The sequence below is a fragment of the Pontibacillus sp. ALD_SL1 genome (genome assembly GCF_017355605.1).
Genome location: NZ_CP062974.1, coordinates 2,424,482 through 2,449,788, shown reverse-complemented (window position 1 = coordinate 2,449,788; position 25,307 = coordinate 2,424,482). Strand labels below are relative to the sequence as shown.

The 25,307-nt window shown below is 39.8% G+C and carries 20 protein-coding genes; 13 read left to right on the top strand and 7 right to left on the bottom strand.

The window, feature by feature from the left end; genetic code table 11:
• Nucleotides 1-118 precede the first annotated feature (118 nt).
• The 3 genes from spoIVB to IMZ31_RS12425 all read left to right on the top strand — a co-directional run bounded on the left by spoIVB (nt 119) and on the right by IMZ31_RS12425 (nt 4,372).
• Nucleotides 119-1,444: a SpoIVB peptidase gene (gene spoIVB, locus IMZ31_RS12435; RefSeq protein ID WP_371825450.1), complete on the top strand. Its 1,326-nt coding sequence runs from the start codon at nt 119-121 to the stop codon at nt 1,442-1,444.
• Between the two features lie 363 nt (nt 1,445-1,807).
• Nucleotides 1,808-2,593 (top strand): sporulation transcription factor Spo0A, encoded by a 786-nt coding sequence (gene spo0A, locus IMZ31_RS12430; RefSeq protein WP_207527672.1) that lies wholly within the window; start codon nt 1,808-1,810, stop codon nt 2,591-2,593.
• Between the two features lie 423 nt (nt 2,594-3,016).
• The gene (locus IMZ31_RS12425; protein WP_207527671.1) at nt 3,017-4,372 is read left to right on the top strand and encodes an aspartate kinase; all 1,356 of its coding nucleotides are present in this window, start codon (nt 3,017-3,019) and stop codon (nt 4,370-4,372) included.
• Nucleotides 4,373-4,473: 101 nt separating this feature from the next.
• Here the strand turns inward: IMZ31_RS12425 and IMZ31_RS12420 are convergent, their stop codons facing one another.
• From IMZ31_RS12420 to IMZ31_RS12410, 3 genes are all read right to left on the bottom strand, one after another.
• Nucleotides 4,474-5,196, bottom strand: a complete 723-nt coding sequence (locus IMZ31_RS12420) for a 3'-5' exonuclease (protein ID WP_207527670.1) — start codon at nt 5,194-5,196, stop codon at nt 4,474-4,476.
• Between the two features lies 1 nt (nt 5,197).
• The gene (locus IMZ31_RS12415; protein WP_242705554.1) at nt 5,198-7,111 is read right to left on the bottom strand and encodes a DUF294 nucleotidyltransferase-like domain-containing protein; all 1,914 of its coding nucleotides are present in this window, start codon (nt 7,109-7,111) and stop codon (nt 5,198-5,200) included.
• 247 nt (nt 7,112-7,358) lie between these two features.
• Nucleotides 7,359-7,592: a DUF2627 family protein gene (locus tag IMZ31_RS12410; protein ID WP_207527669.1), complete on the bottom strand. Its 234-nt coding sequence runs from the start codon at nt 7,590-7,592 to the stop codon at nt 7,359-7,361.
• A 140-nt stretch (nt 7,593-7,732) separates the two neighbouring features.
• On the opposite strand from IMZ31_RS12410, the gene IMZ31_RS12405 reads away from it, so the two are divergent.
• The 9 genes from IMZ31_RS12405 (at nt 7,733) to IMZ31_RS12365 (ending at nt 19,012) form a co-directional block, all read left to right on the top strand.
• Nucleotides 7,733-9,811 (top strand): sigma 54-interacting transcriptional regulator, encoded by a 2,079-nt coding sequence (locus IMZ31_RS12405; RefSeq protein ID WP_207527668.1) that lies wholly within the window; start codon nt 7,733-7,735, stop codon nt 9,809-9,811.
• Nucleotides 9,812-9,921: 110 nt separating this feature from the next.
• Nucleotides 9,922-10,827, top strand: a complete 906-nt coding sequence (gene yqiS, locus IMZ31_RS12400; RefSeq protein WP_207527667.1) for a phosphate butyryltransferase — start codon at nt 9,922-9,924, stop codon at nt 10,825-10,827.
• Nucleotides 10,828-10,842: 15 nt separating this feature from the next.
• Nucleotides 10,843-11,937 carry a branched-chain amino acid dehydrogenase gene (gene bcd / locus IMZ31_RS12395; RefSeq protein ID WP_207527666.1) on the top strand — a complete coding sequence of 365 codons (1,095 nt, stop codon included), beginning with the start codon at nt 10,843-10,845 and terminating at the stop codon, nt 11,935-11,937.
• Nucleotides 11,938-11,967: 30 nt separating this feature from the next.
• Nucleotides 11,968-13,059 (top strand): butyrate kinase, encoded by a 1,092-nt coding sequence (buk, locus tag IMZ31_RS12390; protein WP_207530394.1) that lies wholly within the window; start codon nt 11,968-11,970, stop codon nt 13,057-13,059.
• 14 nt (nt 13,060-13,073) lie between these two features.
• Nucleotides 13,074-14,495, top strand: coding sequence for a dihydrolipoyl dehydrogenase (gene lpdA / locus IMZ31_RS12385; RefSeq protein ID WP_207527665.1), 1,422 nt, complete (start codon nt 13,074-13,076; stop codon nt 14,493-14,495).
• A gap of 69 nt (nt 14,496-14,564) precedes the next feature.
• Nucleotides 14,565-15,509: a thiamine pyrophosphate-dependent dehydrogenase E1 component subunit alpha gene (locus IMZ31_RS12380; protein WP_207530393.1), complete on the top strand. Its 945-nt coding sequence runs from the start codon at nt 14,565-14,567 to the stop codon at nt 15,507-15,509.
• A 15-nt stretch (nt 15,510-15,524) separates the two neighbouring features.
• Nucleotides 15,525-16,508, top strand: a complete 984-nt coding sequence (locus IMZ31_RS12375; protein ID WP_036782016.1) for an alpha-ketoacid dehydrogenase subunit beta — start codon at nt 15,525-15,527, stop codon at nt 16,506-16,508.
• A 21-nt stretch (nt 16,509-16,529) separates the two neighbouring features.
• Nucleotides 16,530-17,837 carry a dihydrolipoamide acetyltransferase family protein gene (locus IMZ31_RS12370; RefSeq protein WP_207527664.1) on the top strand — a complete coding sequence of 436 codons (1,308 nt, stop codon included), beginning with the start codon at nt 16,530-16,532 and terminating at the stop codon, nt 17,835-17,837.
• A 185-nt stretch (nt 17,838-18,022) separates the two neighbouring features.
• Nucleotides 18,023-19,012, top strand: a complete 990-nt coding sequence (locus IMZ31_RS12365; protein ID WP_207527663.1) for a sodium:calcium antiporter — start codon at nt 18,023-18,025, stop codon at nt 19,010-19,012.
• 33 nt (nt 19,013-19,045) lie between these two features.
• Here the strand turns inward: IMZ31_RS12365 and IMZ31_RS12360 are convergent, their stop codons facing one another.
• From IMZ31_RS12360 to IMZ31_RS12350, 3 genes are read right to left on the bottom strand one after another with little or no spacing between them, the layout of a single operon-like run.
• Entirely contained in the window at nt 19,046-20,215 is a 1,170-nt protein-coding gene (locus IMZ31_RS12360) for a Ger(x)C family spore germination protein (protein WP_207527662.1), read from the bottom strand.
• Complete coding sequence (locus IMZ31_RS12355; protein ID WP_207527661.1) at nt 20,212-21,303, bottom strand: GerAB/ArcD/ProY family transporter; 1,092 nt, start codon at nt 21,301-21,303, stop codon at nt 20,212-20,214. Before IMZ31_RS12355 ends, IMZ31_RS12360 begins: the two co-directional genes overlap by 4 nt.
• A gap of 14 nt (nt 21,304-21,317) precedes the next feature.
• A complete protein-coding gene (locus tag IMZ31_RS12350; protein WP_207527660.1) occupies nt 21,318-22,877 on the bottom strand; it encodes a spore germination protein in 1,560 nt (519 codons plus the stop codon).
• Between the two features lie 214 nt (nt 22,878-23,091).
• Here IMZ31_RS12350 and IMZ31_RS12345 point away from each other — a divergent pair, with 214 nt between their 5' ends.
• Nucleotides 23,092-23,814, top strand: coding sequence for a DUF421 domain-containing protein (locus IMZ31_RS12345; protein ID WP_242705553.1), 723 nt, complete (start codon nt 23,092-23,094; stop codon nt 23,812-23,814).
• A 47-nt stretch (nt 23,815-23,861) separates the two neighbouring features.
• Here the strand turns inward: IMZ31_RS12345 and IMZ31_RS12340 are convergent, their stop codons facing one another.
• Complete coding sequence (locus IMZ31_RS12340; protein WP_207527659.1) at nt 23,862-25,277, bottom strand: hypothetical protein; 1,416 nt, start codon at nt 25,275-25,277, stop codon at nt 23,862-23,864.
• Nucleotides 25,278-25,307: the final 30 nt, after the last annotated feature.

Below are 25,307 nucleotides of genomic sequence, written 5' to 3'. Positions count from 1 at the left end.
TTTGTCGAATTCTATACATATAACTGTAATGAAATGCAGGAAAGAATGCCTTGTTTTTCTCATGTTTGTAGGGTTTAAAACGGTGGCTTGAAGGCCACATTATAAGTACAGAAATAAAATGAAAAGCAATGGGTTGGGAGCAAGGAGAGTGAACTATTTGAAGGTAACTGAAATTTTACGCAAGACACTTGGTATCCTGCTCCTTGTCGCTATTGTTAGCGTACCGTTTTTCAAACCTGTTCAAACGTATTTTTCGATCCCCGATCAGGTAACCATCTTTAAGGATCAACATCCAGGAACCATTCCAACACTTGCATCAGCCGAAACAAAGATTAAAGCAGGCGATACTGTTGTCAGTCAAGATGGTAACGCGCTAATTGGAAATGAAGTTGGTGAGAGTTCTGTCCTTTATGAAGTTTCAGGACTACCGATTAAAAAAGTAAATGTGAATGTTCTGGATGATTTTAAAGTGATTCCTGGTGGTCAGTCAATTGGTGTGAAATTACACACACTTGGAGTTTTAATTGTAGGTCATCATTTAGTGGAGACGTCATCAGGTAAAGTTTCTCCCGGAGAAGATGCCAATGTAAAAGTAGGAGACATCTTACTTAAAATAAATGGTAAAGATATTAAGCAAATGAGCGATGTTGCTCCATTTGTTAAAAAAGCCGGAGAAGAAAAAGAAGCGTTAAAGCTTACGATGAAACGAAACGATGAGACATTCGAAACCAATTTGACACCTAAATATGATCAAAAAGATTCTAAATACCGTATAGGTTTGTATATAAGGGATTCAGCTGCAGGAATAGGGACGATGACGTTTTACCATCCAGATTCGAAAAAGTATGGCGCATTGGGTCATGTGATTTCGGATATGGATACAAGAAAGCCAATTGAAATTCATGAAGGAACTATTGTACGCTCCAATGTTACCTCAATAGATAAAGGAAGCAATGGAGTACCAGGAGAAAAGCATGCACGATTTTCTGCTAAAGAAAACCGTATTGGGTCTATAACAAGAAATAGTCCTTTTGGGATATTTGGTGAATTAGACAAGCAAGTGGATAATGGTTTGCGTGACAAACCGATGCCAATAGCTTTATCACATCAAGTAAAAGAAGGTCCAGCTAAGATCTTAACCGTTTTAGAAGGAGAAAAAGTTGAAGAATTTGATGTTGAAATTGTAAGTACTGTACCTCAAAAGTTTCCTGCAACGAAAGGGATGATTGTTAAAATCACGGACCCTAAGTTGCTTAAGGTTACGGGCGGTATTGTACAAGGAATGAGTGGCAGCCCTATTATTCAAGATGGAAAAGTAGTTGGAGCTGTAACCCACGTATTTGTGAACGATCCGACATCAGGTTACGGGGTGCATATTGAATGGATGCTCCACGAAGCCGGAATCGACATTTATAAATCCAAACCAAAACAAAACGCGAGTTAAAGACAGGGAACGACTATATCCTGTCTTTTTTTTTGGTGAAATTACAAACAAAATGCTTGCAACTATTTCATAAAAAGGACAGCTATTATCTATTAAGTAAAATTTGTATACTTATTTCATATATCAGTCAGCATTGCCATTTTAAGGGATGGTGTTATAATAAAGTATAAAGATAATTCGACAAATGGAAACCATCTCTGCTAAGAATGTGGAATTATATCGAATAGGGTAGTATATTAAAGGAAATTAAAGAAAATCGAAAAAAAGATTATATTTCTCGTTAGAAAAAGAGGATATTTCCAGCAAGTGTCGAAATTTTACTGTGGGAAAAGCGGGAGCAATAGAAATTAAGGAGGAAATTTCGTGGAAAAAATTAAAGTTTGCTTAGCGGATGACAACAGAGAACTCTTGAATATGCTGGAAGACTATTTTGATGAACAGTCTGATATTGAGGTCATTGGTACAGCTTATAATGGCCAAGAATGTTTAGAGATGCTAGAGGATATGGATCCGGATGTTCTCATTTTAGATATTATTATGCCTCACATTGATGGTTTAGCTGTTCTTCGCCGGATGAAAGAATTAGGTAAGCAGAAACTTCCTAATGTAATTATGCTGACAGCATTTGGTCAAGAAGAAACAACCAAAAAAGCCGTTGACTTAGGTGCTTCTTACTTTATCTTGAAACCATTTGATTTAGATAACCTTCGTGATCACATTCGTCAAGTATATGGTCTTGCACCGAATTTCGAAAGTTCTGGTCGCTCTGCGCGAGAAAGAAAGCCAGAGAAGAAGTTAAATCTTGACGCTAGTATCACCAATATTATTCATGAGATTGGTGTACCTGCCCATATTAAAGGATATATGTATCTACGTGAAGCCATTTCCATGGTGTATAACGATATCGAATTGCTTGGATCCATTACGAAAGTACTCTATCCGGATATTGCAAAAAAGTACAATACGACAGCATCTCGTGTAGAACGCGCTATTCGCCACGCCATTGAAGTTGCGTGGAGCCGTGGTAACATTGATTCCATTTCCTCCTTATTTGGCTACACGGTTTCCATGACGAAAGCAAAGCCAACGAATAGTGAGTTCATTGCTATGGTGGCTGATAAGTTACGTTTAGAGCATATGGCAGTATAGGTTGCAGTCTTTATTACAATTTTTATATGATTATCTTAAGCGTCTCTTCTCCTTTCGAGAAGAGCGTTTTTATTTTTTGTTCTTAGATGATTTCAATGATTTATTACATAGGCGTCTCCTATTAATTAAGATTCACTGCCTTATTTTGACGATTGGCGTGGATATACTTTCTTGGGTCCCGCTTTAGTCCTTTATTGCATTATTGCGATAATAAATTAAAAAAATATGAAAATAATCTTACGTCTTCCTTAGATTCGTGATAAGATTAAAAATTATATAAAAATTTAAGCTCTGTTCACGAATGTGGTTTATGTAGGGTAATAATACTTCTCTAGAATGATTACATTGCAAAGTGGTAATTCAGTAATTCAACGCATAAAAGTGTTCACTAGAGCCAAAAAGAAAAAGAAGTGGTGAAGCGAAGTGAAAGTAGCAAAATTTGGAGGTAGTTCTGTCTCAAGTGCGGAACAGTTAAAAAAAGTAGCATCAATTATTACATCAGATCCACAACGAAAATGTATTGTTGTTTCAGCCCCAGGGAAACGTCATTCAGAAGACACAAAGGTCACTGACCTTCTTATTCAATTAGGTGAAAGAAGTTATTATGGTGATGAGTATGAAACAGTTCTTTCTTTAGTCTTAGAACGCTTTGGTGAGATTTTAGCAGACCTTGGTTTGTCTAAGGAATTGTTAAATGAGGTAGAAGATCAACTACACTCAATCGTATCAGGTGAAACTGTATATACTCATCGTATGGATGCATTGAAAGCAATGGGTGAGGACACCCTAGCAAAAGTACTTAGTCAATATTTAACATCTTTAGGGTATGACTCATCTTATGTTCATCCGAAAGAAGCTGGTATTATTGTAAGTAATGAACCAGGTCGTGCCCAGGTCTTAGACGAGAGTTATGAACGGTTATATGAACTTAGGAAACGTGATGAGATTTTAGTTATTCCAGGCTTCTTTGGATATACAAAAGATGACCAGTTAATGGCCTTTCCACGTGGAGGCTCAGATATAACAGGGTCTATTGTTGCGGCCGGAGTGAAGGCTTCGTTATATGAAAACTTTACGGATGTGGATTCGGTTTATTGTGTAAACCCAACCATTGTTCCCAATCCAAAAGAAATTGTAGAGTTAACGTATAAAGAGATGCGTGAACTTTCGTATGCAGGTTTTTCTGTATTTCATGATGAAGCTCTTATTCCAGCATTTAAAGCTCGTATACCTGTTAGCATAAAGAATACGAATTACCCTGATCGAAAGGGGACGATGATTTCTGCTGAACGCTCGACCACTAAAGGACAACCAGTTGTTGGGATTGCTAGTGATGAAGGGTTCTTGAGTTTATATGTAAGTAAGTACTTAATGAACCGTGAGAAAGGCTTCGGACGTCATCTACTGCAAATTTTGGAAGAAGAGGATATTTCCTTTGAACATGCGCCATCTGGGATAGATGATATGTCAGTCATTATGCGTAGTGATCAATTAACTCCTGAGAAAGAAGCGGTTATCGTAAAACGAATTGAAGAAGAACTAAGTGTGGATACCGTTACAATAGAACGAAATCTCGCGATGATCATGATAGTAGGAGAGGGAATGGATAGTACCATCGGCGTTTCTAGTAAGGCTGCGCGTGCTTTCGCTTCAGCATCTGTAAACATAGAAATGATCAATCAAGGATCATCTGAAGTTTCAATGATGTTTGGCATTAAGGCTGATCGTCTTGATGATGCAGTTCGATCCTTATATCAAGCTTTCTTTATAGAGGGATAATAAGAGTTGGTTTGATCTCTGAAGGGGTATAAATAGAAAAAAGAGCTTGGGGATCCAAGCTCTTTTTCTTATGCAGATGGAATATTAGAATAAATGTACCACTAGCTACGTATCCAATTGATGGCATCTTCTACAGTCTTAATACCATGAGAGTCAATATCATTAAGGATCTGTTGGAAGAGTTCAGCTGTCATAATAGCATCATTTAAGGCGTGATGTCGTTCAAGCTGTGTAATGCCGAAAGATGCAATCATGGAATCAAGCTGGTACTTGTGGTTTGGATACATTTTCTTCACCAATTTTTGAGCATCAATGGAGGGTGGAGTGTCGATAGGGAGCTTCCACCTTTTTAGTAAAGTTTGCAGGAATTTCATATCGAAAGCAGCTGGATAGGCGACAAGAATAGTATCTTTACTAAATTCCATAAAATCATCATAAGCTTCGAGAAACGTTTGGCCTCCTTGGAGATCCTTGCGAGTCATGCCAGTGAGATTAAGGGTGCGTTGGTGAACGGGGCGTATTGGCCGAACGTATTGATGGAATCGCTTGTAGGAAACATGGTTAGTCCCTTGTATGCGAATCGCTCCTATTGAGATAATTTCATGTCCTAATTCAGGAAGTAATCCGGTGGTTTCCAAGTCAAATATGGTAAATGGGGCTTCCTGTATATTCATCTTTAGTAAGTCTTCGTTGTGTTCTTGGGAAGAAAGTTTTTCATGTAACTCGTGATATTTATTAGTATTTAAGTAAGGTCTTAATTTATATGCATACATATGCCTCTCGAAAAAGATATATTTTAATATCTCTAAATCAATCGGTAGCACGTTAAACCACCCGATTTCGGTTGTAACTTAACTCAAGTACTTGTTGAAGGCGTTTGGCAATTAGGAGAGACTCACGCAATATTTTCTTCTCCTCTTTAGATAAAGACATTACACTAATATCGTTGTTCAGCGTTTCTTGGAGCTGAATTTGTTGTAAATTTCGTTTTAAACGGAAACTCAGTAATCGATGCAATGCCAGTTTCGCATTCTCTGTGTCTCTTGGGTGGAATCGTTCGTGTTTACGAAGGGTATCCAATCGTTTGATTGTATTAACGTCATCAATTCCATATTTAATCGTGTAAATACGGACGGCATTTACAATCTGCATAATAGCACCTTTTTTTAAATTCAATACTTTAGAGCGTCCTGTTCCATGTATGCGGCCGAACGGCTGAACAGGAACACGAAATCGTAAAGTATCCTTCATAAGGAGTTGTTGCAACGTTAGAGAACGTTGGATTTTTTGTGTGACAAACTCTCTAAGGTCATAAGCGAGAGAAAAATCTCCAACAATTGGTCTGAAATCCATAAATATGGTGAAGTCTCTAATTTCTTCAGCGTCCATTTTTTCTAACCATTCTTGTATAGAACTGTGCCACTGTTGTAATGATTTACGCCATTTTTGTTCTTTGGCCATAATGCCACCACTGCATAAAGGAAATCCGCATGTTTCTAGCATATAGTTCACTTTTTCTGTGAAGATCTTGAAGAATGTATCAATTTCGTCCTTATTTTCAAGGTGTTCATAATCATCTAAAATCATTCCGTTGTCCTGGTCGGTGCTGAAAGCTTGCTCTTTCCTTCCTTCGCTCCCCATAACGATAAAACAATAGTTAATTGGAGGGGTGCCATACCCTTCCTCAACCATGTCTTCTTCAGCTAAGTGTAAGATTTGTTTATGCAACTCGTCGTTGTAGCTTGAGATTAATTCGCAAATATCGTAAGCGAACATGTTGTCATCTAGCAATTGAGCTACGAACTGTTGAAAGGCTCTGTTATACCGCGGTGATAAGCTAGTCAGCTCTTCTAATGAATTTGCTTTCCCGATTTGATAGCGTAAATCAAAATAAATAGAGTTTTGCATTTTTAAAAATGAAGTTTGCCTTAACAATCCAACCACTTGCTGTTTGTGTAGTACGGGTATAATTGCGGCAGGGTTATGCTTTAAGTAAGATAATGCGTCGTAAATAAAGTCTTGATCGTTAACGGCATATGGCTCTTCATTTAGGTATTCTGCAATTCGTCCATTAAAATCTTCCTGCAAATAGGCGAGGATTAAGTCTTGATAATTGAAAACGCCAATTAATTCTTGGTCATCCCCACAAACAATAAGTCCCCCTGCTTTTTCATCTTTCATCTTTTTAACTGCTTCTGTGACAGATGCAGTATGATGGATAGTAGTAGGCGTTTCAGAGTAGGACACAACTCGTTGCTTAAATAAATCACGATCGTAGCTTGAGTCATCCAACTCGCTCGTTTTATATTTTACTTCATGGTACAAGCTTTTCATTAGATTGCTTATGCCTTCTAACACGATATTTGAGAAGGCCTGGTTCTCTGACATAATTTCTACAAATCGTTCACGTTTGAACCGAATAGCTTTAGTTTCTTCGAGTGCTTGTACAGAAAACTTCATTTCTCCACTTGTTAGCATCATCATAATTCCCACAAGGTCTCCAGGGTAGTAATAACGAATGGAAAGCTGTTTGCCGTTCGAGCGGTGAAGAATGTTTTTCGCTAAGCCGTTAAGAACAAAGTAGATATCACTTTCTTCTTCTTTCTCATCTTCGTGAAAAATAAATTGATTTTTCTTATATGAATTTACAGTAGCATCGGTGAAAACACGGTCATATTGTGATTCTGTGAGCATTGTAAAAGGATATTGTTGTTTAAATACTTCAACATATTTCTCCAATCTATTCCCTCCTTAATAAGTTTTTCCCTCATTAGAGTATACCAAATTGTTAACATCTTGTAGAATGTTACGTATTATGTAAGAAAAGTTAACATAGACTCATTGCGTCAAATGTGTTCAACATGTAGAATAGATGCATCTCATCAGTTGCGCTGATTATTGGAGTCTTCAGCCAAAGTGAGAGGACCCGCTTTAAAAAAGACCTCCCAGCTATTGGGTGGTCTTTGTCGTGGTTGTTGCTATTTTTTTAGACTTTAAAGCGCCCTTTAGTCTTTCCGGATTTCTTATCGCGATAAAGAATGAATCCTCCAATGAAGGCTAGTCCTCCTAAGAATAAGAGGAGCCCGAATGCGAATTGAATCCATACCTGGAATAAAAGAGGTTGTACAATTCCAAATAAGCTATCACGCATGAGCTTGAATCCTAAAACAGCTAGTGCTCCAGGAATAAATAAAATCAACATTGCCATAAATCGAGCCATTAGTTTGTTCTCCCCTTTTTGCTCTTTCCAATTGTAGTATATCAGAGAAATATGGGCCTTCCTAGTCTTGTTACGCTTGCCAAAATGTGCACATTCACCTAATATGAAAGTATGCAAATAATTGCAAGGTGAGGATGCGGATGAAAAGAGTGTTAGTTGTTGGTGCTGGCAAAGGGGGGACGGCTCTTCTGACCCTCTTAGGTGGCACGGAAATGATGGAAATTGTTGCTGTAGTAGATACAGAAGAGCACGCTCCTGGTATGCAATTAGCGAGACGTAAGAATATCCCGATAGGAACAGATTGGAAGAAATATTTAGATAAGAATATTGATATTGTCATTGAAGCAACGGGGGATGAAGAGGTTTTTGAAGAACTGCTTCAGGCGAGATCGAAGAAAACGGTCGTAATTCCTGGTTCTGTTGCTTACATAACATCAGAACTGCTAGAAGAGAAAAACGAATTATTGTCAGAGCTGAAGAGGCAGACTCAGAAACAAGAACTAATTCTAAGTGCTATTCACGATGGCATGATTGTTATTGATCGTTCGGAGACTGTGACATTTATGAACAGGAGTGCAGAGCGCATTCTTGGGACGACTAGAAAAGAAGCGATGGACAAGCCTATTCAAGAAATAATTCCAACCTCAAGATTGTCGCACGTTTTGCGTGTTCGTCGTAAAGAAGTAAACCAAAAACTTGAGCTCGAAAATGGGCGTAAGATTATCACAACGAGAATACCTATTATTGGGTCTCATCAAGAAGTTTTGGGGGCTTTTGCGGTATTTAATGATATTACAGAAGTTGTGGATTTGGCTGAAGAAGTTACAGATTTAAAAGAAGTTAAGACGATGTTAGAAGCCATAATTCAATCTTCTGAAGAAGCAATTTCTGTGGTAGATGAAAATGGGATGGGGATTATGATTAACCCGGCTTATACGCGGATTACGGGGTTGTCCGAAAAAGATATTGTAGGAAAGCCTGCGACGGCTGATATATCTGAGGGAGAAAGTATGCACATGCGTGTCCTTCAGACGAGGCGTGCTGTTCGTGGTGTCCGTATGAGTGTTGGACCATCAAATAAAGAAGTTCTCGTGAATGTTGCACCGGTTATTGTGGATGGGAAATTAAAAGGTAGTGTTGGTGTTCTCCATGATGTTTCGGAAATTCGTTCATTAACAAGTGAACTTAGAAAAGCCCGGCAAATTATACGCAGTCTTGAAGCTAAATATACCTTTGATGATATTATTGGAGATTCTCCAGAAATGACCCTTGCGCTTGAACAAGCGAAGGTGGGGGCTAAAACTCCTGCCACGGTGTTGTTGAGGGGTGAGTCTGGTACGGGGAAAGAGTTGTTTGCTCATGCCATTCACAATGAAAGTAATCGTCGGCATAATAAATTTATTCGTGTGAATTGTGCGGCAATAGCAGAATCTATACTGGAAAGTGAGTTGTTTGGCTACGAAGAAGGTGCTTTCTCGGGCGCTAAACGGGGAGGTAAGCGCGGTTACTTCGAAGAAGCTAATCACGGGAGTATTTTCCTCGATGAAATTGGTGAGTTGTCCTTGCCCATGCAAGCTAAATTATTGAGGGTGCTTCAGGAGAATGAGATCGTCCGTGTAGGTGGGACGAAGCCGATCTCTATTGATGTTCGAGTGATTGCGGCAACTAACGTAAAGATGGAAAAAGCTATTATGGATAAAAGTTTTAGGGAGGATTTATATTACCGCCTCAATCGCTTGCCGATATTCATTCCGCCGCTTAGAGAAAGGAATGTTGATATATCCTCTTTGGTTTACCATTTAATTCATAAAATTAACCAAGATTACGGCCGTAATGTAAATGGTATCTCGCGAGAGGCCTTGCGTTATCTTGAACAGTATAATTGGCCTGGGAATGTTCGGGAGCTTGAGAATATTATTGGGAGAGCTATGATTTACATGAATATGAACGAAGAGGAAGTGAAGCTATCTCACTTGCCTGAGCTTTTTGAGCACCCTAAAAACCCTGTGCGGAAAGAAGATCGTTCAACAGAATGGGAAGGGCAAACGTTGCAACAGTCACTTGAAGATTTCGAGAAAAAAGTTATAAAAGATGCATTTCGGTCTTGTGAAGGAAATAAAACCAAGACAGCAAAAGCTCTGGGTGTCTCTATCCGAAACTTGTACTATAAGCTTGATAAATTCGGAATTGATAAAAATAGCATGCAAGATCTTTCGTAGTGTGCAATTTTTTGCATGTTTAATGTTGTCGAAAAAAGCGTTTTCAGAGCACTGGAGTTGGCATGGTTTTTGCATAAGTAGTAATGTAAGAGTAATGGGAAGGTGATTTTATGAAATTGCAAGACATACTCGGAAAAGTTGATCAAAAATCAAAGAAAAGAGTAGCCGTTGCCCAAGCGGCTGACAAAGAAGTATTAACGGCAGTAAAGCATGCAATAGAATATGATCTTGCCAATTTTTTTCTTGTGGGAGACGAAAGTGAAATTCAACAGATAGCAGAAGTTGTTGAGTTAGACCTATCAGATGGAAGGATAGAATTGAAGCACGTTCCAGATCAGTCCTTAACCGCAACTGAAGCAGTTAAATCTGTGTCAGAGGGATACTCAGACGTGGTCATGAAGGGTCAAGTTGATACAAAAATAGTATTGAAAGCGGTCCTTAACAAGGAGTATGGGTTAAGAGCTGGGAAGGTGTTATCCCATGTAGCGGTTTTTGAAATACCAAATCGTGATAAATTTGTTCTTTTAACTGATTCAGGAATGAATATAACGCCAACACTAGAAGAGAAAGCTCAAATCATATCAAATTCTGTAAAAGTGGCAAATGGGCTTGGTATTAAAATGCCTAAAGTCGCACCACTTGCCGCTGTGGAAGTTGTAAATCCAACTATGCCTGCCACAGTTGACGCTGCAGCTTTAACTCAAATGCAAAAAAGAGGGCAAATTAAAGATTGTATCGTTGATGGTCCTCTGGCTTTCGATAATGCGGTGTCATTCGAAGCAGCCAGTCAAAAAGGTATTCAGTCAGATGTAGCAGGTCAGGCAGATATTTTACTTGTCCCTGCTATTGAAGTCGCCAATGCCTTGTATAAATCATTTGTCTACTTCGCTGGAGCGAAAGTGGCAGGAGTCATTAGTGGTGCTAAAGCGCCAATTGTCCTTACGTCACGTTCGGATACAGCAGAAAGTAAATTATATTCATTAGCGCTTGCACTACTAACTTCTGAAGAAAAATAGAGGGGGAAATGAACAATGGAAATTTTTAAGTATATGAAAGAATACGACTACGAGCAACTAGTATTTTGTCAAGATGAGGCATCAGGACTTAAAGCCATTATAGCTATTCACGATACAACGCTTGGACCAGCCCTTGGTGGTACACGTATGTGGTCATATGATACTGAAGAAGAAGCGATTGAAGACGTCCTTCGCTTAGCGAAAGGGATGACGTACAAGAGCGCAGCAGCAGGCTTAGGCCTTGGTGGTGGTAAAGCGGTTATTATTGGTGACTCTAAAAAAGATAAAAATGAAGAAATGTTCCGTGCCTTTGGTCGCTATATTCAAGGGTTAAACGGCCGCTACATTACAGCAGAAGATGTAGGCACAACTGTCCATGATATGGATACAATCCATGAAGAAACAGATTATGTAACAGGAATCTCTCCTGCATTCGGTTCTTCTGGTGACCCATCTCCTGTAACAGCATACGGGATTTATCGTGGTATGCAAGCAGCTGCAATGGAAGCCTATGGTTCCCCATCTCTTGAAGGGAAAGTCATTGCTGTTCAAGGTGTTGGGAACGTATCATATACCCTTTGTAAGCACCTACACGAAGCAGGTGCGCAGCTAATCGTAACGGATATCAACAAAGAATCTGTTGCTCGTGCAGTTGAAGATTTCGGAGCAAAAGCTGTAGAGCCGGATGAAATCTACGGTGTTGATTGCGACATTTACTCTCCTTGTGCGCTTGGAGCTACAATCAATGACGATACGATTCCTCAACTAAAAGCAAAAGTGATTGCAGGTGCAGCTAATAACCAGTTAAAAGAAGAGCGTCACGGAGATCAAATTCACGAAATGGGCATTGTCTATGCACCGGACTATGTGATTAACGCTGGTGGGGTTATTAACGTAGCAGATGAGCTATACGGATATAACCAAGAACGTGCTATGAAGAAAGTAGAAGGTCTTTACGACAATGTCATGGAAGTTTTCAATATTGCACGTCGCGATAACATTCCAACGTACAAAGCAGCTGACCGAATGGCTGAAGAGCGTATTGAAAAACGTCGTAGAACACAAAGCAAATTCTTACAGAACGGACACAATATTTTAAGCCGTCGTTAATGAAACAAAGTATGGAGTGGAGGGGGAAACATCTTGCAACAATCGTATCGCGTTCTAGTCATCAATCCAGGATCAACATCAACTAAAATCGGAGTATTTAACGATGACCAGTGCATTTTCGAAGAAACGATTCGCCATACATCTGAAGAAACCTCTCAATTCCCACGCATCATCGATCAATTTGAATTTCGAAAGAAAACCATACTTGATGCCCTTCACCATGAGGGCATCAGTAGTTCAAAATTAGATGCTGTATGTGGAAGAGGAGGCCTGCTTCGACCGATCGAAGGAGGTACGTATAAAGTTAATGAAGAAATGTTAGATGATTTAAAAATGGGCTATAACGGAGAGCATGCTTCAAATCTTGGTGGAATTATTGCCCACGAAATCGCAGAGAGTTTAAATATACCTGCCTTTATTGTCGATCCAGTTGTAGTAGATGAAATGGCAGAAGTTGCGCGAATTTCAGGAGTTCCTGAGATTCCTAGAAAGAGTATTTTTCATGCTTTAAACCAAAAAGCTGTTGCACGTCGCGTAGCAGCTGAACTTAATCAACCATATGAAGAGCTTAATATCATAGTGACTCACATGGGGGGTGGGATTACGGTTGGCGCCCACAAACGTGGAAGAGTTGTCGATGTAAACAATGGTCTGCATGGTGATGGACCTTTCTCACCTGAACGAGCGGGTACGGTTCCGGCTGGTGACCTTGTATCCCTATGTTTCTCTGGGGAGTATTATCGTGAAGAAGTGATGAAGAAACTAGTAGGACAAGGTGGCATTATGGCTTATCTCGAAACAAACGATGCTCGTGATGTAGAGAAGCGTATTGAAGAAGGAGACGAAAAAGCTCGTCAAATCTTTGATGCAATGGCTTATCAGGTAGCAAAAGAGATTGGTTCAATGAGTGCTGTTTTAGGTGGGAAAGTTGATGCAATTGCGTTAACCGGAGGCCTGGCCTATGGAAAATCATTTGTTTCTATGATTACTGAACGTGTGAACTGGATTGCTGATTGCTTAATCTATCCTGGGGAAAATGAATTGCAGGCTCTGAATGAAGGGACACTTCGTGTGTTACGCCAAGAAGAGCAACCGAAACACTATCCGAACCCAATCGGATGAAAGGGGAGATTTCATTGGCTAATGAATATGATTTAGTTGTACTTGGTGGAGGAACAGGCGGTTATGTAGCTGCTGTTCGTGCTTCTCAGCTAGGGTTAAAAACAGCCATTGTTGAAAGTGGGAAATTAGGAGGCACTTGTCTTCATAAAGGCTGTATCCCTTCTAAAGCATTACTTCGAAGTGCGGAAGTGTTCGAACAAACGAAGAAAGCGGATACATTCGGGATTGAGACAGAACCGCCTACTCTTAATTTCTTTAAAGTACAAGAACGTAAACAATCCATTATTGATACGCTACATACAGGGGTACAAGGGTTAATGAAAAAAGGGAAAATTGACGTTTACGAAGGATTCGGTCGTATTTTAGGTCCGAGCATCTTCTCTCCTTCTGCAGGAACCATCTCTGTTGAAATGAATAATGGAGATGAGAACCAAATGCTCATACCGAAAAACGTATTGATTGCAACCGGCTCTAGCCCTCGGACACTCCCAGGACTTGAAGTGGATGAAGATTATGTTATGACATCTGATGAAGCTTTAGGTATGAAAGAACTTCCAGAATCGATTGTCATTGTTGGCGGAGGCGTCATCGGAATTGAATGGGCTTCAATGCTAACTGACTTTGGTGTTCAGGTTACGGTACTCGAGTATACCGATCGCATTCTTCCTACTGAAGATAAAGACATCTCGAAAGAAATGACTCGTCTTATGAAGAAGAAGGGTGTAAAAATCGTGACAGGTGCTAAAGTCCTTGGTGAAACATTAAAGAAAGAGGCAGGCGTAGAGATCCAAGCTGAACATAAGGGTGAAACTAAGACTTATTCTGCTGATCGTATGCTAGTATCTGTAGGACGCTCCCCGAATGTAAATAATATTGGACTTGAAAATACCGACATTGTTGTTGAAAACGGAGCCATTCAAACAAACAAATTCTATCAGACAAAGGAATCACACATTTATGCGATAGGGGATGTTATTGGTGGTATGCAGTTAGCACATGTCGCTTCACATGAAGGCATCACAGCAGTTGAGCATTTGGCAGACCAAGACCCTATGCCTATGAATATGGAGCAAGTTCCATCTTGTATCTATTCCAACCCAGAAGCAGCAAGTGTTGGATTAACAGAGGACCAAGCGAAGGATAAGGGTTACAACGTAAAAGTCGGCAAGTTTCCTTTTAAAGCTGTTGGGAAAGCACTCGTATACGGAAATTCAGATGGATTTGTAAAAATCGTCGCCGACGAGGAAACAGATGATCTTCTTGGTGTTCATATGATCGGTCCTCATGTCACAGATATGATTTCAGAAGCTGGTCTTGCCAAAGTACTAGATGCAACGCCTTGGGAAGTTGCCCATAGCATTCACCCGCATCCTACCCTTTCTGAGGTGATGGGGGAAGCGGCTTTAGCCGTTGACGGAAAACAAATTCACGGATAATAAGGAGGGATTTTTGTGACTGAGAATCGTCACCAAAAACTAGGCCTTTCAGATGAAGAAGTATTAGATATGTATCGTACGATGCTCCTTGCTCGTCGCATCGATGAAAGAATGTGGTTGTTAAATCGTTCAGGTAAAATCCCATTTGTTATTTCTTGTCAGGGACAAGAAGCCGCGCAAGTGGGAGCCTCTTATGCATTAGATCGAGAACAAGACTATGTGGCTCCGTATTACCGCGACATGGGTGTTGTTTTATCTTTCGGTATGACAGCTAAAGACTTAATGTTATCGGGGTTTGCGAAAGCAGAAGATCCAAACTCTGGTGGTCGTCAAATGCCTGGTCACTTTGGCCAGAAGCAAAACCGTATTATAACAGGATCTTCTCCGGTAACAACACAAGTTCCTCATGCTGTAGGATTTGCACTTGCAGCAAAAATGGAAAAGAAGAATTTCGTTTCTTTAGTAACTTTAGGGGAAGGATCATCCAACCAAGGTGACTTCCATGAAGGTCTGAACTTTGCAGGTGTTCACAAGTTACCGGTTATTGTAATGGTAGAGAACAATAAATATGCGATTTCCGTACCGTTAGAAAAGCAGTTAGCTTGTGAGAATGTATCTGATCGTGCAGTGGGGTATGGCATGCCGGGTTATACTGTAGACGGAAATGATCCCCTTGCAGTATATGAAGCAGTAAAAGGCGCTGCTGACCGTGCGCGTAGTGGAGAAGGCCCGACGCTTATTGAAACTGTATCTTATCGTCTGACTCCACACTCTAGTGATGATGATGATCGTACGTACCGTGAGCGTGAAGAAGTAGAAGAAGCGAAGAAGAAAGACGCTCTTGTCACATTTAAAGCGTACTTACAAGAAGTAGGTGTGTTAACTGAAGAGAAAGACAACGAGTTAGAAAATGAAATGAAATCTCTTATCAATGAAGCTACAGATTATGCAGAGCAAGCACCATATGCAGAAGCTGAGAGCGCATTGAAATACGTATACGCTGAGGACGAGTAAGGAGGGGGAACGAGTATGCCAGTAATGTCTTATATTCAAGCAGTTACACAAGCGTTGCATGAAGAAATGGAACGCGACGAGAAAGTATTTGTGTTAGGAGAAGATGTAGGAAAACGCGGTGGCGTATTCCGTGCAACGGACGGTCTTTACGATAAGTTTGGAGAAGCTCGCGTAATCGATACACCTCTTGCAGAGTCTGCAATCGCTGGTGTTGGGATTGGGGCAGCTATGTATGGAATGCGTCCTGTGGCTGAAATGCAGTTCGCTGATTTCATAATGCCTGCTGTTAACCAAATTATCTCAGAGGCAGCTAAGACGCGTTACCGTTCAAATAACGATTGGAATGTACCTATGACCATTCGTGCTCCATACGGTGGAGGTGTTCATGGTGCGCTTTACCATTCCCAATCTGTTGAAGCAGTATTTGCAAACCAACCAGGTTTAAAAATTGTCATGCCATCTACACCCTATGATGTGAAGGGACTATTAAAAGCAGCTATCCGTGATGATGATCCTGTTCTGTTCTTTGAACATAAACGGGCGTATCGTTTAATTAAAGGCGAAGTTCCTGAAGACGATTACACATTACCGATAGGAAAAGCTGATGTGAAGCGAGAAGGTTCAGACATCACAGTCATTACTTACGGACTTTGTGTTCATTTTGCACTTCAGGCCGCAGAGAAATTGGCTGAAGAGGGAATTGATGCTCATATCTTAGACCTTCGTACGGTTTACCCATTAGACCAAGAAGCCATTATAGAAGCGGCTAAAAAGACTGGAAAAGTTCTTCTTATTACGGAAGATAATAAAGAAGGAAGCATTATCGGTGAGGTATCTGCTATTGTGTCGGAGAATTGCTTGTTTGACCTTGATGCGCCGGTAAAACGTCTGGCTGGTCCGGATGTTCCGTCCATGCCATACTCACCGCCAATGGAAAAGTATTTTATGATGAATCCGGATAAAGTGGAAAAAGCAATGCGTGATCTTGCTGAATTCTAGGAATGAAGGAGGGGCTTGCAGTTGGCTAAAGAAAAGATTAATATGCCTCAGCTTGGGGAGAGTGTCACAGAGGGGACGATTAGCTCATGGCTCGTTTCCGTTGGTGACACGGTAGAGAAGTATGACCCCATTGCTGAAGTGATGACCGATAAAGTGAATGCAGAGGTACCATCATCTTTTAGTGGTAAAATTGTCGAGCTTGTTGCAGATGAAGGAGAAACGATTGAAGTAGGGAACTTAATCTGCTATATCGAAACAAAAGGTTCTCTAGAGGCTGCAGAGGAATCAAGTTCTAACGATAAACCAGAGGCACCAGTTGAAAAAGACGGTGTAGGTTCTTCAGATGATGAAGATCAGCCGATGAAAAAGCGTTATTCTCCGGCTGTAATGCGAATGGCGCAAGAAAATGATATTGATTTGAATCAAGTTCAAGGGTCAGGTCGTGGTGGACGTATTACACGAAAAGATATCGAAAAAATCATGGCTTCTGGTGATCTTCCAAAAGCGTCTGATGCACCTAAGCAAAAAGGACAAGGTGAAGGATCACAACCTGCTAAAGAAACGAAAGAAGAAGCTCCAGCACCACAGCCTGCTAAACAAACCAGTGGTCCTCAACCAACTGCTAATGAAGGGGACATTGAGATTCCGGTAACTGGTGTACGTAAGGCGATCGCTCAAAATATGGTGAAATCTAAAACCGAAATTCCTCATGCGTGGATGATGGTGGAAGTGGATGTAACGAACCTTGTAGAGTATCGAAATTCTGTCAAAGAAGATTTCAAGCAAAAAGAAGGATTTAGCCTTACCTTCTTCTCCTTCTTCGTTAAGGCAGTAGCTCAGGCACTGAAGGAATATCCGCAACTAAATAGCACTTGGGCAGGCGATAAAATCATCCAACGCAAAGCGATTAACTTAAATATCGCTGTAGCGAAAGAAAATGAACTGTTTGTTCCTGTAATCAAAGATGCGGATGATAAGAGTATAAAAGGCATTGCAAAAGATATTACAGACCTTGCTAAAAAAGCTCGTAATGGCAAATTAACAAATGATGATATGCAAGGTGGTACATTCACAGTAAATAACACAGGTTCATTTGGATCCGTGCAGTCTATGGGTGTTATTAATCACCCGCAGGCAGCCATTCTTCAGGTGGAATCCATTGTGAAAAAGCCAGTCTTTATGAATGGTATGTTCGCAGCCCGTGACATGGTCAACCTATGCTTATCTCTAGACCACCGTGTTCTAGATGGTCTAGTTGCAGGTAATTTCCTTGCTCGCGTAAAAGAGATCCTCGAAACCATGACAAAAGAAAATACTTCTGTGTACTAAATAGTAAACCCTCTGAGTGCTAAACTCAGAGGGTTTTTTATTGGGTGCTGTGTACACCTCCTGATTTACTTGTTTCCCACATCCTCAAACATTAAATCTTTCAATATGGGTAAAATATTCTAGTTTACGCTAGTGCTATAGGGGAATTGGTAAAAGTCGAATCCTTTACTTAGGAGAAGTGAATAATGAGTCAGTTTTTAACTTTTGGATTATTTATTGTATCAGCTATTTTAGCTTATTTTGTAGCCAGTAGGTTAGCGATGTTTGGGGATGGATTAAGCGAAAAGAATAAAACCTCCTCCTCATTTATGGGGATATTGATTGGAGCCGCCATTTCCCTTCCTGAATTAACAGCAAGTGTTACCGCAATATCGATTGACAGTCCTGATCTAGCAATAGGGAATTTGCTAGGGAGTAATCTATTTAATTTGTTAGCGTTAGCCATATTAGATATCATTTACCGTAAAACACAAATTATGGGCAAAGCGGATCTAGGTAGTAAGCTCTATAGTTACCTTGTAATACTTATGACATTAATTGTGGTAGCAGGGTTAATGATTGATGTACCAGCTCAGATTTATCATATTGGTCTTTTTTCAATCATCCTAGTACTCGTATACATTATTGGAGTACGTTGGGTTAATCGGAAAACAGAAGAAAAGGTGAAACGTAGAAGTAGAAAAAATGAGAAGTATGCAGATTATACGTATAAGCAAATTGTATTGCGCTTCACATTGTGTGCAGTAGCGATTATGATTGTTGGGTCCGTACTAACAATTACGGCTGACAGAATCGCTTCTATAACAGGTTTAGGCTCTTCTTTCGTTGGGTCCTTTCTAGTGGGCGCAAGCACATCCTTACCTGATGCTGTAAGTGTCATTACAGCCTTAAAGTTGAGAAACTATAGTATGGGGGTTAGTTCGTTGCTTGGCAGTAACGCGTTTAATATTATGTTGCTGTCCTTTACGGATGTTATTTACTTCAAAAATAATCTTTTAGCACATGCCAGCCCTTCGAATATCGTAACTAGTGTTTCATCGATTATTGTTGTCTTTGTTATTTTATACAGCATTACAAGAAAGAAAGAGCGCTCAACTTTACTCTATATCATTCCACCTTTGTTAATTGTGTGTTTATATATTGTTGCGACTCTAGCTGTATATCAGATGAAATAGCAAAAGGTCTACTCAACATGAGTAGACCTTTTGTTATGGGGTAAACGGTAATTTTCTACCTACGTCTTGATAGTGTTCCGCTAAAACGGATACATCAACATTGAAGTTGGCCTTAGTAAAAAACTGATTCCATTCGTCTTTAACCTTGTACCATTCTTTTGTATATTTTATCCGGAAAGGCTCCATTAGTTCAAAATAGTCAACTTCGTGCTCTTTCTGTGCTTTCTCGATAGAGTTGACAACCATAGTGCGTATTCTTTCTTCAACTGCTTTTTGCTGCTTCTCTACATATTCCTGGTTGAATTGGTCTGATTCATAGCTCCAGTCTTCCCCAAGTTTCCCTTTGAAGGATAAGTGAATGTCATAAGTCAATTCGCCATTTTGATAAAATGGTTTTACTTTACTGTTCATTTTTTTTATTTCGAAAGTGAAAGGGTGTTCTTGGTTTTCATTCAAACCAAATACCTCAATCACTCCTCCTTGAGATCGTTCGTTTATCCAGTTAAACGTTCTTGTTTCATCTTTTGTAAGAACACCAACCGTTTTCTTTGAATTGGCATTCACAATGATTCCTCCATCTATATAGACGGCGTTTTCTTTGAGGGAAGCGAATGGTATGATAAAACTTTTCTTATGTGAGAAGTATTTAGACATATCGCCAAGTGAAATGGACGGAGCCATTTCAGCAGTCTTCGTAGCGTAGTTATGAGTGATCTTGTCTAGGTATATAGAAGGGACTTTATCTTCTTCTGGAGTAATGGTGAACAAATCTTTGGCCTTTTCGTCTGAAATAAATACTTGAACACTTCTTCTGATTTCATGGTCTCTATAAAAGAAATAGGTTAACTTTAAGAGATCTGTGTTTTCTGCAAGTTCTTTACTTATGACAACAGTCTTCAAATGGTAATAGTAAGGAGGACGACTAACAAACTTTGATTGTTCTCGAATGGTTTGTAAAACGGATGGCGCTGTGACTGTCTCGTTTACATAAGGTTTATTACCTGAGGTCCCACTCTTAACTTGTGAAGAGATAGACTGTGGCAAAACGTATTGATTTGTCACAGTGAGCATATTGGATTGATCTGAATCTTCAGGTTTATCAATGGCCACTCCAGTAATAATACCAAGCTCCTCAATCTCGCGGTGATCCCAGCAACCTGTAAGAATGAAGGCGGCAACTAGCCAGACGTAACATGCTTTCATGCCTTTTGCCTCCTCACTACAGAGATCAATAAAAGTATGAGTGGAATAATGATTCCAATTACAAGCATGCTATACCCTATCCAAGTCCCCATTGTAAACATTTCGTTTATGTTCTTGGGAGTCATCGCTATGATGTAAATAATAGGTATGATTGAAAAGACAGCAGTTTCTTTCTTTACTTGAAATACTGTCTTAACCCCGAGCGCAGCTAAATAGAAGACGATTGACAATGTAGTAAATATGGACAAGATCCAAAGGGGAATGAAGAATGTTTCGAATCGCTCAAAAAAGAAGTTTCGAATTTCAATTGATTTGGCTAGTTCCATAAGTGGATAAACAAGGGTCATTGTTTCTCCAACCCCCATAATACCACCAACCATAATGACAATAATGGCATATAAGAATGTTGGAATACCTATCCCATACATAGCTGCTTTCTTTACCCGTTGTGGCTTTTTCATATGAGCTTGAACGAATAAAATAACTTCAATCCCAACAAAGGATAAGATTGTGGCACTCATTCCTTTTATAATTGGTGAGAACCCTTCAAAAAATGGACGAATATGGTTCACTTCAAACTGGTTGGCACTTAAAATCATGATTAATAGAGTGAAGAGAATAATTGCTGGAAAATAAAGCTCAAATAACCGAAAAATAGCTGAAAATCCTCCCATAACTAAATAGACAGCCGTCCCTATAAAGATCATCATGGTAAAGGCTACTGGTGTGCGATCTAAAATAAACATTTGAATAAGTTCAGCCATAGCTCGGGTCTCGAATGCAGCAAAGGCTATATAGTACATAGTAGTAATAAGCGTTATCATTCCACCGAACCATGACCCAACGATTATACGATTATACTGAAAATAAGACATTCCTTGATAACGGTTGTTTAAGGTGATTAACAAAAATGTAACCCCAATTGCTAACATCCCCGTTATAAGAACGCTTGCCCATCCAGAAGCAACACCAGCAGCTGTGAATACTTCTCGGGGAAGGGTAATCATGCCAACCCCGAGAACGGTCAGACTAATACCAATGGTAACTTGATTTTGAGTAAGACCAGATTTATTCAAGGCTGCCTTCATTTTTAAAACCTCCCTTAGTTTTTTGTATCCATTCGTTTTTTGTCTTGTGGGTGAAGCATATCAGGTCGTGACTTAAGACGCTTCGTCTGTGTGCGTATAAACATATCCTTCCATCCTTTTGGGGAGTAGGGAACAAGTGGTTCTAGATAATAAACACCAAAACTTTGTAAGCGGATGAGATGGATAGACAACAAGATTAAAGCAATTACTATACCATATAATCCCAGTAAAGCAGCTGACACCATCAGAGGGAATCGTAATATGCGAATTGAGACTCCTACATAATACTGGGGTAAAGCAAAAGAAGAAATCGCCGTTAATGCTACGACGATAACCATCATGGGACTAACTAAGCCTGCTGAGACAGCTGATTCTCCAATAACGAGACCACCGACAATCCCAACAGCCTGACCTACAGGGTTAGGTAAGCGGATTCCTGCTTCTCGTAAGATCTCAATTGTTACTTCCATCAACAGTGCTTCTACGATTGAAGGAAACGGAACGCCTTCTCTACTTCCTGCTAAAGAGATAACCAAGTCAGTAGGGATAAGTCCCTGGTGGTACGAGATTAAGGCTACATAAATGGATGGTAAACATAAAGCAATCAACGCTGCTCCGATTCTTAGGATACGTATAAGGGAAGAGTAGACCCATCGCTCATAGTAATCCTCAGCACTTTGATAAAATGAATTAATCGTTAGTGGAGCAATTAGAACAAATGGTGTATGATCCACTAAAATAGCGACTCTTCCTTCAGCAAGAGAGCCAGCAACAGTGTCTGGCCTTTCCGTTACCTGTACTTGAGGAAAGGGGGATAGAGAATTTTCTTCGATTAATTGCTCGATGACACCCGACTCTTGAACGCTATCGATGTCGATTTTATTTAGCCTGTTCTTTACTTCCTGGACGATTTTAGGATTCGTTAATCCATTTATAGACATAACGACAACATCTGTCTTAGAGCGTTCCCCAACTTTAAAGTAGTCTAACTGTAAGTCGGGGTCTTTTAAACGCTTTCGGACGAGGCCAATATTCAAGAGGAGGGTTTCCACGAATCCATCTCTTGGACCACGTACAACTGATTCTGATGATGGAGCTTGTATACTGCGCTGAGGCATCTTTCTCGAATTAAGGATAATACCGTCTTTAAATTTATTGGAAAGAATGAGTGCATTCCCTTGTAATAAATGTGAAGTACACTGATGAAGAGTGTCGATGATAGAAGATTCACTAATCGTCAACACTTCTTTCCGCAGTGTTTCAGGTGTTAATTCGGATAGGTACGTGGTTTCACTTAAGCTTCTGATCGCTTTAAGCTGCTCATGCACAACCGCAGTATCTGTTAATTCCTCAATGAATAAAAAAGACCCGTCATACGCATAAGGCTCGGTAGTAAATCTTACAATTTTGAGATCGAAGCTGTTCCCGAGAAGAGCTTTTAGTGTTTGAATGTCATTCTGGATCTCCCCCGTAAGTCTTTCTTGTTGAAGGGGAGGCGTCTCAATATGTTGGGATGTATGTTCTAATTTTTTCTGTGCATGTTGAAAGAGTAATCGATTAAGAAACTTTTTCATAGAAGACTCCTTTTACTCTTTTTGAAGCCATAGGACAAATTGCCTGATCCCAAAGGGGACCGCCCAGGCGAATAAAGCTCCTACTAAAACGGGAATACTTGGTAAATGATCAACAATGATTTTCATCTTTATCACCTTTTGTTTATTATGAGATATTTTGGTGATAGATTATGCATTCATTTTGTAAACTCATCATTAAAAAGGAGAGGAACAGATGGATATTCTTATGGATTCCGTTAAGGTAATTGGGAGGATCGTTACCATCTTGCCTTTAATGCTAGCTATTGGGCTATTTATGGGGAAACGTTCTATTGGAGAACTCCCTGTTATTGATTTTCTAACCGTACTTGTACTTGGTTCTGTTGTAGGGGCAGATATCGCTGATCCAAACATTCACCATATCCATACGGTAATTGCTATAATTGTCATCGCAATACTTCAAAAAGCGATCGTCCTGTTAAAGTTGAAGAAGCAAACGATTGGGAAATGGTTAACGTTTGAGCCAACGATTGTGATCTATAACGGTGAATGGAAACGCTCAAATTTGAAGCGTATTCAATATTCAGTTGATAATGTATTACAAATGCTCAGGGAACAAGGTATTTTTCATACGACAGATGTTGAAATGGCGGTAGTGGAACCTAATGGACGCTTGTCGGTAAAACGAAAGCCTGATGTTGAACCAGTGGTACGTGCAGATTTACATATTCACAAACCAGGAAATAACTATGAGATTCCCATTATTTTAGATGGGATCATTCAAAAGGATGTATTGAGGAGAATGGGGAAGGAAGAGAGCTGGATAAGAGAACAGATGAATCATCAAGATATCCCGGATGAAAGTCGAGTTTTCTATGGAGCCCTTACCTCAACAGGAGTCTGTACATTTTCCTTAAAAGAAGCAACGATAGATGACCTTCCTCCGATTGAACATTAACGTTTAAAACTTAAAAAAGGTGAACCTCCACATTGGTTCACCTTTTTTCATAAGAATAACACAATAAATAGTTGTAAATAGATTTGTACCATAAAATAAAATGCAATGGCATATTTGTAATTAAATAGCAGACCATTCTTAATAATACTCAATCGATTGACAGAACTTAATATAATCGACGGCAGAATAAGTGGCGAGAGCATAATGGATATGACACTCCCAGATGTTATTCCAAGCACCACAATTTCCGGAGGATACGGTAAGTCGACACCTTGTAAAATTCCTGATACAAGGACGATAACAGTTAGAGGACCGAGTCCAATAAATCCAAGGGTAATGACTACAAACGGCAGTACCCATAAGAAGTTTAGGAAAGGTACAGCATCTGTTAGATAAAAGATTCCATCGACAATGTATTTCCCATACCCAGATTGATTAACAGAGTTAATGAGAAATCCTGCTGCGAGAAGAATGGAGAACTGCTGACCTTTATTAGGGATATCCTTACGTATATATGTCTTCGCATTTGTGATGATAGCAGACAGCTTCGTGCGAATAAGGAAATACAGAAGGACCCAAAATACGATGACAATAGGGATAATAAGCAGTAGTTCCGCAGACCATAACGCATTTAAAAGGAAAATCGTCCCGAAAAGAGATATAAATAATAATGCAAATTCATAGACATCTCGATTCCCTTTCGTTTCATCTTTCTTCTCTTCTGCTATCTTCCTCAATTCTTCTTGAATTCCCTCTGTTAGGTCTACGCCATAATGGCGTTCTTGGTAATAAGAGAAGAGAACAGATAACATAATGCCCGCAAGCGAAATGACAAACCCTTGTAATATAGATAAGGATAAGGACGCTCCTAGAGCATCTACAGCAAAGATGAAGCTTGGAATGCTAACCACCCACATTGTTGTAAGGGAGAAAGCTCGTAACATGGCAGTCCCTTTATAATTTTCCCAAGCCTCTCCTTTTTGGTTGCTTAGAAAGTCATTCACCATACCGTACACCATTGGGATAGACCCAAATAGAAGGAAATAAGAAATGATTTGGGTGATGACCATCATCCCGAAGTAAAATTTTCGACTCGTGTTAAGGAGATTCTGGGCGAAGTTAATGACAGATTCAATATAAGGCTTTTCTTCTAAAACCCAACTAATCATAGGTACAATGAGTAATAGCGCGATAAGGCCACTCATGACCCCAAAGCCTGATACAACCCCGTCTATTAGAGAGGTCCCAGCTGTAAAGTGAATAATGAATGCGATAACAATTAGGAGTAGTGAAATCGATGCCTGCTTAACAGGCAAGAAGAAATATCCTAACAAAAATGCGACCAGCCCAAATATAGATAACAAGGTCGAAGCAGAATCGCTTCCTGCAAAATAAACAAAAAAGTGCATAATAGCATATAAGCTAATAAAGAGTGTATAGCCTCTTTTAGCAAAACGGATCATGATGAAAGCTCCAATCTTACTCTGAAGTTC